Here is a 12,129-nt window from a genome sequence, read left to right on the forward strand (position 1 = left end):
CATTCCGATCACCGCAGGGTGTGATGTGGGCCACGACGTGGAGGATGAAATGACTTATGACGGAGGGGAGTTGGGGATGCCTGCCCGTTGACCCGGTGAGGGTCCCGCTCTCGAAGGAACCGTCACCGGGTCAGCGGTGCAGCGGAGTGCTGGGGGCATCCGTCAGGCACCGGTCTCCCGCGCGCAGGACCGAACCGTCGCCGGGGCAATAGGCCACCGTCCGATCGGAGGCCGGCCCCGCCCGTGAGCGGGGCCGACCCCTCAGCGGGACCCGGTTACCTGGCCGACGTCCCGTCAGACACCGACCCCGGGACCGGGGCATGGCCGGCGGGCCGGGTGGTGAAGGCGCCGCGGCCCTGAGTGCGGCTGCGCAACCGGGTCGCGTAGCCGAACAGTTCGGCCAGCGGCACGGTGGCGGTGATCACCGTCGTGCCCGTCTGCGCCTTCGTGCCCGACGCCCGCCCCCGGCGTGCCGCCAGGTCACCAAGCACCGAGCCGACCGCGTCGTCGGGCACAGTGACCGTGACTTCCGCCACCGGTTCCAGCAGGACCAAGGCGCAGACTCTGAGCGCCTGACGCAGCCCGAGCCGGCCAGCCGTGCGGAACGCCGTCTCCGAGGAGTCCTTCGGATGGGTCGCGCCGTCGGTCAGGACGACACGCAGCCCGGTCACCGGATGGCCGCCGAGTGGCCCCTCCGCCAGGGCGTCCCGGCATCCGGCCTCCACCGCCCGGACGTACTCCTGCGGCACCCGGCCGCCGACGACGACCGAGCGGAACTCGAATCCGCTCGCGGCAACACCGTCTCCCTCCGCCTCCAGCGGTTCCACATCGAGGACCACATGCGCGAACTGCCCCGCGCCGCCGTCCTGTTTGACGTGGCGGTACAGCTGACTTGCCACCCCGCGGACGACCGTCTCCCGGTATGTCACCTTCGGACGGCCGACGTTGACGTCGAGACCGTGGGCGCGGCGGACCTTCTCGACCGCCACCTCCAGGTGCAGTTCGCCCATGCCGGACAGCACCGTCTGACCGGTCTCGGCGTCGGTCCGCAGGACCAGCGAGGGGTCCTCCTCGACCAGCCGTGCAAGCGCCGGGACCAGGTGGTCGCTGTCGGTGCTCCTGCGGGCCTCGACCGCGACGGAGACCACCGGATCGGCGACCACCGGCGGTTCCAGGACCAGCGGTGACCCCGGTGCGCACAGCGTCGCACCGGCGCGGGCCCGCTTCGGCCCGATCACCGCGACGATGTCCCCAGCCACGGCCGTCTCCAGCTCCGTGTGGCGATCGGCCCGCACCCGCAGGATCCGGGCGATCCGCTCGGTGCGCCCGGTGCTCGTGTCCAGCACGGTGTCTCCCTTCCTCAACGTGCCCGAATAGACGCGCAGACAGGTGAGCCGGCCTGTGGCGCCCGCGTTCACCTTGAACGCCAGCGCCGCGAACGGCGCTGCCGGGTCGGCCGGGCGTTCCTGTTCGGCGCCGCCCACGGTGCCGCGCACCGCGGGCACGTCCAGCGGCGAGGGCAGGTAGTCCGCGACCGCGTCGAGCAGCGGTTCGATTCCCCGGTTGCGGTAGGCGGAACCGCACAGCACGACCACGCCCTCACCGGTCCGGGTCAGCTCACGCAGCGCACGACGCAGGGTCCGCTCGTCCAGCGTGGAGCGCGCGCAGAACTCCTCCAGTGCCGAGGGATCGAGTTCGGCCACGGCCTCCTCCAGCAGCCTGCGGCGTCGTAGCGCCTCGTCGTGCAAGGCGTCCGGCACCGGGCCCACCTCGGCCGTGTCGCTGCCGTCCGTCCAGATCAGCGATCGCATACGCAGCAGATCCACCACGCCGGTGAAGCCGTCCTCCGCGCCGATCGGCAACTGGACGACCAGCGGGGCCGGATGCAGCCGCCGCCTGATGGAGTCGACCGCGGTGTCGAGGTCGGCGCCGGCGCGATCCAGCTTGTTCACGAAGGCGATCCGCGGCACCGCGTACCGGTCGGCCTGCCGCCATACGGACTCGCTCTGCGGCTCGACACCCGCGACCGCGTCGAACACGGCGATCGCGCCGTCCAGCACACGCAGCGAGCGCTCCACCTCGTCGGCGAAGTCCACGTGGCCCGGGGTGTCGATCAGGTTGATCCGGTGGCCGTCCCAGCTGCAACTGACGGCGGCGGCGAAGATGGTGATGCCACGGTCGCGCTCCTGGGGGTCGAAGTCGGTGACGGTCGTGCCCTCGTGGACCTCGCCGCGCTTGTGCGTGGTCCCGGTCAGGTACAGGATCCGCTCGGTGACGGTGGTCTTACCGGCGTCGACGTGGGCGAGGATGCCCAGGTTGCGAACGGCGGTGAGGGGACTGATGGATTGACGGTGCAGGTCGGTGCGCACGGCCCAGGGCCTTTCGGGATGATCCGACGGGGCGGCGCGATTGCAGGACGCACGTGGTGCCCTCCTGCCTGGAGGTCGTGGCGTCCTGCTCGGAGCAGCACGCCCGCACAACGCGTCCGTGACCGGGACGGGTTCCGACATCCGCTCGGGCCCGCCATGGCACGCATGGGCGGGGGCGGACAGAGGTCAGAGGTTCGTCCCGTGCATCCGGTTCCGGCCGCGCAGCCGGCACCGGACGAACGAGGACACGAGGATCACCTCGTAGCGTGACGAGGGGACGACGACAGCGGTGCGCTCACGCACGGCCGGGCTCCCCTCGCTCGTCATGACACGCGCCGCGAGGACGGGGCGGCGCGCGATACGTGGTGAGTGTAGGAAGCGGGACGGCCGCTCGGCACCGGATTATTCGCGGCGGGGACCCTCAGCGGTCCGTGGGCTGCGCGGGCAGGTCGAAGACGTGCCTCGGCGTGACGATGGCGGTGATGGCCTCGCCGAAGAGGGTGCTGGGCTCCTCGCCGTCGTGGTCGATGTCGGTGTTGAGCAGGACGACCAGGGTCGCCTGGGACGAGGGGAGATACACGGTCAGGGACCCGTATCCCGGCATGGAACCGTTGTGCCCGATCCAGCCATGGACGTTGAAGATGCCGAGGCCGTACCCGGAGCCCGGCTCCGGAGGCGATGGCGTGGTCAGCCGCTGCTTCTGCACAGCGGGGCTGACGAGGGTGCCGCCGTCCGGAAGTGTGCCGGTGGCCACCGTGCGCGCCCATGTGCGCAGATCCCGCAGATCGGAGATCATCGCGCCGGCCGCCCAGGCCCACGACGGATTCCAGTCGGCCGCGTCCTCGACCTTCCCGCTCGCGGTCTGGTCGGTATACCCCTGTGCGTGCGGAACGGGAAACGCGGCGTCGGCCGGGAAAACCGAGTGGTCCAGCCCGGCCGGTGCGAGCACGTTCTTCCGGATGAAGTCCCTGAGCGGCAGGCCACCGGCCTTCTCGACGACCAGGCCCAGCAGGACGAGATTGGTGTTGCTGTAGTCGAACTTCTCCCCGGGCGGGAACAGGGCGGGGTGCCCGAAGGCGTAGCCGAGCAGCTCCCGCGGTGTGAAGGACCGCTTCGGATCGGAGGTCAGCGCCTTGTTGAAGGTCTCGTCCCTGGTGTAGTTGAACAGGCCACTGCGCATCCCGGCCAGCTGACGCAGAGTGATCCTGCTTCCATTCGGCACACCGTCGACGTACTTCGCGATGGGGTCGTCAAGACGCACCCTGCCCCGGTCGGCCAACTGGAGTAACGCCGTCACGGTGAAGGTCTTGGTCTCACTGCCGATCCGCATGTACAGATCCGCGGCCATCGACCGCCCGTCACGCTGGTCGGCGACTCCGAACGACCGCACATAACTGCCCCGGTCGGGCGTCCACAGCCCCACGGTCACACCGGGCACGTCGGCCTCGCGCATGACCCCCTGAACGGCGTCGTCTAGCCGTTCCTTCACGGCGGAGGTGAGTTGCAACACCCCGGGATCGGGCCCCTGATCCGGCAACGTGTGCGGTACGGCGACGGGCACGTCGGTGGCATCCGGCTCGGGCACGCCGAACGCGGCCCCCGCCACGACCGGCAGCGCGAGCGCCCCCACCATGGCGGCGGTCTTGGCCCCACTGCGCAACCGTCTGCGCACATGCGTCATGGACTGACTCCAGGTGAGCCGCGGAAGACGGCCGGGTCGTGGGACTCGAGCCGCGAGGTGGAACCGAGCTTATGAGCGACCGCACTCCCCCGCCCGTCGGTGCCGGGCGCACGCCGAAACCCCGAGGCGGGATGCAAGGCCCTGATCGGCGCGGGGCGGCGGCGCGCGCGACGTGACGCGGCGGGGCGATGCAGATCTCCGGCCGGTGTACCCGCAACCCCCAAACGGGTCATGAGCCGGCCGACGGCGAGTCCCGCCGAACGGGTGACATTGGCAGTCCCCCATTGCTCGGATTCACCGTCTCGCCACGGGTTGCGGTCCGATCAGGCCAGGCGTCAGGCAGAACCATGCCGCCGATGATCTGGTCGCGGGCGGCGGGGGCGTGTCCCACGACGCGCCTCGATGTCCAGGTCCATACTGAGCCCGTGCGCCGAGCATGTGCCCATGACGCGGCCGTCCGGATGGCAGCCGACGGTGATGTACGAACCCTTGGTGCAGCGATCACGGTCGCGCTGTGCGGGCACTGGGACCACGAGCCTCCGTGCCCGCTGGCGCCGCACCACACCTCGGCCGAGCGCTCTGGCGACGAGGTGACGCTGCGCGTGCTGTTCGCTGCCGAACCCGAATCCGAGGCCGACGTCCGCAGCCGGATCGAAACCGCTCTCTCCCGGGCCGTGTTCGAGGGTCCGGACGGTGTCACCACGCGATGGGAGTTCTGCGGAGCACAGCCCAGCGCCGTCCGGCGGGACGAGTTGGAGCACGCTGAACGGCTCATGCGGACGGCGTGACGGCTCTCGTCGACCTCGGTCAGATCCGCTGGCTGATCATCGCAGCCGCAGTACTCCGACGAACAGAGGCACCCTGCAGGCGACAACGCGAACGTCGCGATACATGTTGGCCCGTTCACCGCGCGGCGCGGGTGGGGAGCCTTCGCCCTTTCCCATCACCACACCATCGCCGTCCGAACCTGGCCCATGTTCGGGTGGATACCGTATTTTGTATGCTGCACACACGGATCGATTTCGCCCCGCTCGAAGGAGACGCGGAATGGAACTTCTGGACGCTGCGGTGGTGCTGGACATGGCGGCCCAGGCACCCGACGGCATCGTGATCGTCGACCGTCAAGGGCTGATCCGCTACTGGAATCAGGGGGCGGAGCGGATCTTCGGATACTCGGCGGCCGAGGTTGCCGGGCAGAGCCTGGACGCGATCATCCCCGAGAAGCACCAGCGGCGTCATTGGGACGGCTTCGATGCGTCCATGGCGAGTGGGTCCAGCAAGTACGGGCAGGACGACCTCCTGGCGGTTCCCGCAGTGACCGCGGACGGCAGGACCATTTCCATCGAGTTCAGCGTGGTCATGCTGACCGACGCCGACGGCAACGCCAGTCACGTCGGAGCGGTCATCCGGGACGTCACCGCGCGACGCGCCCGGGAGAAGGAGATCCGCCGGCAGCTTCAGTCCGCCTCGGCCGGTACGGCTGTCTGACGCCGCCGGCGACACACACCCGGTGCGGGCCGCAGTCGACCGACCTCGCGTCTGCGGCCCGCCGGGTGGGCGTTCGGCTTACGTCGCCTCATACGCAGGGGTGCCCTGCGCGCGATACTCGCGCGCAGGGCACCCCTGGTCGTTCGGGTCAGGCGACGACCTCGTTCTCGTGCAGCTTGCGGATCGAGTCCGCGTCGTAGCCGAGGTCCGCGAGCACCTCGTCCGTGTGCTCGCCCAGCAGCGGCGCGCCGGCGACGTCGGGCTTGAAGGCGGAGAACTTGATCGGGCTGCCCACCGTCAGGTAGGTGCCGCGCTCCTTCTGGTCGACCTCGACGATCGTGCCGCTCTTGCGCATGTCGGGGTCCTCGGCGAGCTCCTTCATGCTGAGCACGGGGGCGCAGGGCACCTCCCACTCGCGCAGGATGTCGACCGCCTCGTACTTGGTCTTGTCGGCGAGCCACTTCTCGATCTCGCCGAAGATCTCCATGATGTGCGGCTGGCGGGCCCGGGCGGAGGTGTACTCCGGGTCCTCCTTCCACTCGGGGTGGCCGATGGCCTCGCAGGTGCGGGCCCAGTTCTGCTCCTGGACCGTGAAGTAGATGTAGGCGTTGGGGTCGGTCTCCCAGCCCTTGCACTTCAGGATCCAGCCCGGCTGGCCGCCGCCGCCTGCGTTGCCGCCGCGGGGCACCGCGTCGCCGAACTCGCCGTGCGGGTACTGCGGGTACTCCTCCAGGTAGCCGACCCGCGCCAGACGCTGCTGGTCACGCAGCTTGACTCGCGTCAGGTTGAGCACGGCGTCCTGCATCGACACCGACACCTTCTGCCCAAGGCCCGTCTGGTTGCGCTGGATGATCGCGGTCAGCAGGCCGACCAGCAGGTGCATACCGGTGTTGCTGTCACCGAGGGCCGAGCCGCTGATGGTGGGCGGGCCGTCCCAGAAACCGGTGGTGGACGCGGCGCCGCCGGCGGCCTGCGCGACGTTCTCGTAGACCTTGAGGTCGTTCCACTTGGAGTCGTCGTTGAAGCCCTTGACGGAACCGAAGATCAGGCGCGGGTTCAGCTCGTGGATGTAGTCCCACCCGAGGCCCATACGGTCCATGGCGCCCGGCGCGAAGTTCTCGACCAGGATGTCCGACTCGCGGATCAGCCTCTCCATGACCTCCTTGCCCTCGGCGGTCTTGGTGTTGATGGCCAGCGAGCGCTTGTTGCTGTTCAGCATGGTGAAGTAGAGGGCGTCGATGTCAGGGATGTCACGCAACTGACGGCGGGTCACGTCCCCGCCGCTGATGCGCTCGACCTTGATGACATCGGCGCCGAACCAGGCGAGCATCTGGGTGCACGCGGGACCGGCCTGGACCCCGGTGAAGTCGATCACCTTGATTCCGGCGAGCGGCTTTTCACTCATGTGGCTTCCTTTTCCTGAATGCTCTGGTGCGAGGGTGGGTGTGCGGGAAGGGAGTTCGGGGTTCGGAGGCGTTCGGACGGCAGGCCTCAGGACGGCGAGTCCGGGGGCGGTAGGCCCTCCGATTGCGGGTGCTCGGGCTACAAGCCCCGCGGACGCCGAGTTCGCGGTTCGCGGGCCCCGGGATCGCCGGCACTCGCGTCGGCGGGATCGCCCCGGCGACGCACGCGTCGATGGCGCGCGCGTCGCAGGCGCTACTTCTTCGCCGGCGCGATGTTGCCGACCGTGATGCCCTTGGGGTTGAGGTGCGAGATGTGGCCGCTCTCGGTGCCGGCCGACGGGTCGATCACACAGTCGATGAGCGCCGGGCCGCCCGACTCCAGCGCCTCGGTGAGGGCGGCGGTGACCTCGGCGGGCGTGGTCGCGCGGTAGCCCTTGCCGCCGAACGCCTCGATCATCTGGTCGTGGCGGGCCGAGAGCATGAGGGTCGTCGGGGACGGTGCGTCACCGAGGGGGTTGACGTCGTCGCCCCGGTAGACACCGCCGTTGTTCATGATGACCGTGACGACAGGCAGGTTGTAGCGGCAGATCGTCTCGATCTCCATCCCGCTGAAGCCGAACGCGCTGTCGCCCTCCACGGCCACGACGGGCGCTCCGCCCTCCACGGCGGCGGCGATGGCGTAGCCCATGCCGATACCCATGACGCCCCACGTGCCGCTGTCGAGGCGGTGGCGCGGCACCTGCATGTCGATCACGTTGCGCGCGATGTCCAGTGCGTTGGCGCCCTCATTGACGATGTACGTCTCGGGGCGCTCGTGCACGACATCGCGTACCGCCTTCAGGGCACCCATGAACTGCATGGGATGCGGATCGGCCTTGAGGCGCTCCGCCATCTTGGCGACGTTCTGCGCCGAGCGTGCGGCCAGTTCCTCCCGCCAGGCCGTGGGGGCCGCGATCTGGCCCGGCTTGGTCCGCTCCGCCAGTACGTCGAGCACGGACTCGATGTCACCGACGAGCGGGGCGGCGATGGGCTGGTTGCTGTCCATCTCCTTGGGCTCGATGTCCACCTGGATGAACTTCGCGTCGGGGTTCCACTGCGGCGCCTCGCCGTGGTTGAGCAGCCAGTTGAGGCGCGCGCCGACGAGCATCACCACGTCGGCCTTCTTCAGCGCGAGCGAGCGGGCGGTGGCCGCCGACTGCGGGTGGTCGTCGGGCAGCAGCCCCTTCGCCATCGACATCGGTACGTACGACACGCCGGTGGACTCGATGAACGTGCGGATCTTGGCGTCCGCCTGTGCGTACGCGGCGCCCTTGCCGAGCACCACGAGCGGCCGCTGCGCGCCGGCCAGGAGCTCGATCGCCCGGTCCACGGCCTCGGCGGACGGGAGTTGGCGCGGCGCGGGGTCGACGAGGCGGCTCAGCGTCTTCGCTCCCTCCTCCGCGTCCATGATGGCGCCGAGCACCGCGGCCGGGATGTCGAGGTAGACACCGCCGGGACGCCCCGAGATCGCGGTGCGCAGGGCGCGGGCGATACCGCGGCCGATGTCCTCCACCCGGCTCACCCGGTACGCGGCCTTGCAGAACGGCTGCGCGGCGGCCAGCTGGTCCATCTCCTCGTAGTCGCCCTGCTTGAGGTCGACCAGGTGGCGCTCGCTGGAGCCCGAGATCTGCACCATGGGGAAGCAGTTGGTGGTGGCGTTCGCCAGCGCGACCAGCCCGTTGAGGAAACCCGGTGCCGACACGGTCAGGCATACGCCGGGCTTCTTCGTGAGGTACCCGGCCGCCGCCGCCGCGTGTCCCGCGTTGCTCTCGTGACGGAAGCCGACGTAGCGGATGCCCTGGGCCTGTGCGAGGCGGGCCAGGTCGGTGATCGGGATGCCGACCACCCCGTAGACGGTGTCGACGTCGTTCATCTTCAGCGCGTCGACGACCAGGTGATACCCATCGGTGAGCTCGGCCGGCACGTCGGCGTTCGCCGCGGTCTCCAGTGGTGAGGGGGCGGTCATGGTCCGAGGTCCTCCTTGGGACAAGTCGTGCTGCTGCGGCTTCTGTTCTCACCTTCCGCAGCGCGCATCGCCGCGTCCAAGACCCATCGACGACCAGCCGATAAACAGCATCTATCGAGCCCTGGTCGGGGCGGGCCGCACGGCCCTTCAACACCCTTGATAAACAGCTGCTATCGGGCGTTCGCAAGCGCGTATTGGACGGGTGCTCTGCGCCACCGCAGGCTCGCAGAGGACTGCTTCATCGGAAGGCGCACGAGGAGGTGGGGTCATGGCCGTTCCGGCCGCGGCATCGGTGCGCAACGCGGACCGGTACCGGCCCCCGGCGATCGCGGGCCTGAGCGATGTCCTCGACCGGCACGTACGCGACCGTCCGCACGCCGGGGCCCTCGTCGTCACCGGAGACCGGGTCCCGCTGTCCTACCGCGCCCTGTCCACCCTGGTCGACGACGTGGCGGCCCGGCTCGGCCGCACAGGGCTCGACCGCGGCGACGCGGTGGGACTGATCTGCGCCAACACCGCCGAGTTCGTGGTCGCATTGCTGGGTGCGGCGCGTGCCGGGCTGGTGGTCGCGCCCATGGATCCCGCCCTGCCCGCATCACAATTGTCCGCGCGGCTGGAGGCGCTGGGCGCGCAGGCGGTCCTCGCCGGTCCCCCGGCGGCCGACGCCGGGCCGGCCGAACCGGTCCAGGTCCCGGTCTGGCCCCTGCGGGTCGAGGTGTCGCGTGCCGGTACGGCAGCGGCCCTCCTGGACACCGGCGCCCGCACCGTACGGCGCGTCCATGGCGCGGCACACGAACTCCGCGCCCATGACGCCCTCGTGCTGTTCACCGCCGGCACCACCGACCGGGCCAAGATGGTCCCGCTCACACACACCAACGTGGCCGCCTCCGTGCGGGGCATCTGCGCCACCTACGAGCTGGGCCCCGGCGACGCGACGGTCGCGGTCATGCCGTTCTTCCACGGTCACGGGCTGTTCGCGGCGCTCCTGGCGACACTCGCCAGCGGAGGGTGCGTACTGCTCCCGGAGCGGGGCCGGTTCTCGGCCCGGACGTTCTGGACCGACCTCCGGGACGCGACCGCCACATGGTTCACCGCGGTCCCTGCCGTCCACGAGATCCTGCTGGACAGCTCCGCGATCGAGTTCCCCGGGCCGCGGGTCCCGCCGCTAAGGTTCGTACGCAGTTCCAGCGCCCCGCTCAACACGGCCACGCAGCGGGCCCTTGAGCGTACGCTCGGCGCTCCCCTGCTGTCCGCGTACGGGATGACCGAGGCCACGCACCAGGCAACGAGTGAGCCGCTGCACCAGCGGGGTCCCCTGAAGCAGGGGTCGGTCGGTGGGCCGACCGGAGTGGAGCTTCGTGTCGTGGACACGAGGGGGCGTACCTGTCCCGTCGGTGTGGAGGGCGAGGTGTGGGTGCAGGGACTCACCGTCACGCGTGGCTACCTCGCCGACCCGGCCGAGACCGCGCGCAGGTTCACCGACGGCTGGTTCTGCACCGGCGACCTCGGCATGCTGGACGAGGACGGCCACCTGTACCTCCGCGGGCGCATCAAGAACCTCATCGACCGCGGGGGCGAGAAGGTCTCTCCCGAGCACGTCGAGGACATCCTCGCCGGATGCCCCGGAGTCGCCGAGGCGGCCGTGTTCGCCGTGCCGGACGCGGCCTACGCCCAGCTTGTGGGCGCCGCAGTCGTCGTACACGAGGGCGAGGGCGTCGGGGCCGAGGAGATCCTGCAGTACTGCCGGGACCGGCTGGCCGCCTTCGAGGTGCCCGACCGGATCGAGGTCGTCGCCGCGCTGCCGCACACGGCCCAGGGAGCGCTCGACCGGCGGGCGGTGGAGGCCCGGTACGCGCAATGACGGCCGGGTTTGTGTCTCACAGGGGCTTCCGTCACGCGCGCTTCCGTCTCCACACCGGCCTTCCGTCACACGGGGCTTGCCTCACACGCGCGGCTCTCGCCACACGGGGCTTGCGCCACATGCAGCGCTTCCGCTCACCCCGCCGGCTGCTCAGGTGACGGCTGCTCCCCGCTCGCCGCGCCCGTCGCCAGGTGTCCCGAGCGGCCGTGTCACCGCACCACCCGGTGCTCGGTGGGCAGCGGCTGGTCGAAGAAGTCGTCGAGCGACAGGCTCGTCGCCGCGTTGACGAAGGCACGGGCGGCGACCGAACCGGGGGTCGCCGCGTGGATCGCCACCGAGACCTGGGCCCTGGCGTCGGGGTCGACCAGGCGCACCGCCCTGGTCCTGCCGATGACCGGCATCGCCCGCAGCCATGAGTGCGGCACGATGCTCGCCCACTCGCCGCCACCCACGTGTGCGTAGAGGGAGGCGATCGAGTCCGTCTCCACCTGGGGGGTGACCACGACCCCCTTGTCCGCGAACACGCTGTCGATGAGCTCGCGGATCCGGTGGTCGGGCGTCAGCAGCGCGAGCGGGAGCTGGGCCGCCTCCGTCCATGTCATGGTGCTGGTCTGGGAGATCACATGGTCGCCCGAGACCAGGAGCATGTACCTCTCCTCGTACAAAGGCATCACCTGGAGGTTCTCCCGGTCGCCGGGGGCGAAGTGGGCTATCGCCGCGTCCAGTTCGAACTCGCGCAGCTGGCGCAGGAGCTCCTTTGTCGACAGCCGGGAGCGAACCTGCACCTTGGCCAGCGGATGGGCCGCGCAGAAGGCGGCCACGGGCAGCGCCAGCGTCGTCGACGCCGTGGGCTCCGTACCCAGCCGCAACGTGCCCGTGATGCCCGACTGGACCGCCGCCACCTCGGCCTTGAAGGCGTCCTGCTCGGCGAGGATCCGTTTGGCCCACACGACGAGCCGTTCCCCTTCCGGGGTCAGGCCCTGGTAGTTGTGGCCCCGGTTGATCAGCGTGACGTTCAGCTCCCGCTCGAGCTTGGCGATGGCCGCCGAGAGCGCGGGCTGCGAGACGTAGCAGGCCTCGGCCGCGCGGGCGAAGTGCCTCTCCCTGGCCACCGCCACGAAGTACTCCAGCTGGCGGAACAGCATGAACGACTCCTCTCTGCCCGGGGCCGCGCCCGGCCTCCGGCGGAGTCACAGGGCCGCCCGCACCGGCCGGCACCTGGGACGGGAAGATCATCCCTGAGCCGGCCGAAGGCGGACAAGATGCCGTGTGATCAGCCCGGCACACGAGCGCGACACGCCGGGGTCTTCTGGTACACCCCT

8 protein-coding genes are annotated in these 12,129 nt (G+C 70.2%); 3 read left to right on the forward strand and 5 right to left on the reverse strand.

Annotated elements, in window-relative coordinates; translation table 11 throughout:
• Positions 1-275: 275 nt before the first annotated feature.
• Both fusA and ACQEXA_RS10410 read right to left on the reverse strand, forming a co-directional pair.
• Positions 276-2,369, reverse strand: coding sequence for an elongation factor G (gene fusA / locus ACQEXA_RS10405; protein WP_432935143.1), 2,094 nt, complete (start codon positions 2,367-2,369; stop codon positions 276-278).
• Between the two features lie 421 nt (positions 2,370-2,790).
• Positions 2,791-4,050, reverse strand: a complete 1,260-nt coding sequence (locus tag ACQEXA_RS10410) for a serine hydrolase domain-containing protein (protein ID WP_432935142.1) — start codon at positions 4,048-4,050, stop codon at positions 2,791-2,793.
• 425 nt (positions 4,051-4,475) lie between these two features.
• Here ACQEXA_RS10410 and ACQEXA_RS10415 point away from each other — a divergent pair, with 425 nt between their 5' ends.
• Both ACQEXA_RS10415 and ACQEXA_RS10420 read left to right on the forward strand, forming a co-directional pair.
• Entirely contained in the window at positions 4,476-4,838 is a 363-nt protein-coding gene (locus ACQEXA_RS10415) for a hypothetical protein (RefSeq protein ID WP_433129503.1), read from the forward strand.
• A 259-nt stretch (positions 4,839-5,097) separates the two neighbouring features.
• Positions 5,098-5,538, forward strand: a complete 441-nt coding sequence (locus ACQEXA_RS10420; RefSeq protein WP_432935140.1) for a PAS domain S-box protein — start codon at positions 5,098-5,100, stop codon at positions 5,536-5,538.
• Between the two features lie 148 nt (positions 5,539-5,686).
• On the opposite strand, the gene frc is transcribed toward ACQEXA_RS10420, so the two are convergent.
• A complete protein-coding gene (gene frc, locus ACQEXA_RS10425; protein ID WP_432935139.1) occupies positions 5,687-6,943 on the reverse strand; it encodes a formyl-CoA transferase in 1,257 nt (418 codons plus the stop codon).
• A 251-nt stretch (positions 6,944-7,194) separates the two neighbouring features.
• Positions 7,195-8,946: an oxalyl-CoA decarboxylase gene (gene oxc, locus ACQEXA_RS10430; protein ID WP_432935138.1), complete on the reverse strand. Its 1,752-nt coding sequence runs from the start codon at positions 8,944-8,946 to the stop codon at positions 7,195-7,197.
• A 268-nt stretch (positions 8,947-9,214) separates the two neighbouring features.
• Here oxc and ACQEXA_RS10435 point away from each other — a divergent pair, with 268 nt between their 5' ends.
• On the forward strand, positions 9,215-10,807 hold the full coding sequence (locus tag ACQEXA_RS10435) for a FadD7 family fatty acid--CoA ligase (RefSeq protein WP_432935137.1): 1,593 nt from the start codon (positions 9,215-9,217) through the stop codon (positions 10,805-10,807).
• Positions 10,808-11,016: 209 nt separating this feature from the next.
• On the opposite strand, the gene ACQEXA_RS10440 is transcribed toward ACQEXA_RS10435, so the two are convergent.
• Positions 11,017-11,952 (reverse strand): LysR family transcriptional regulator, encoded by a 936-nt coding sequence (locus ACQEXA_RS10440; protein ID WP_359411234.1) that lies wholly within the window; start codon positions 11,950-11,952, stop codon positions 11,017-11,019.
• Positions 11,953-12,129: the final 177 nt, after the last annotated feature.

This window comes from Streptomyces sp. CA-106110 (assembly GCF_050936285.1).
Taxonomy (GTDB): domain Bacteria; phylum Actinomycetota; class Actinomycetes; order Streptomycetales; family Streptomycetaceae; genus Streptomyces.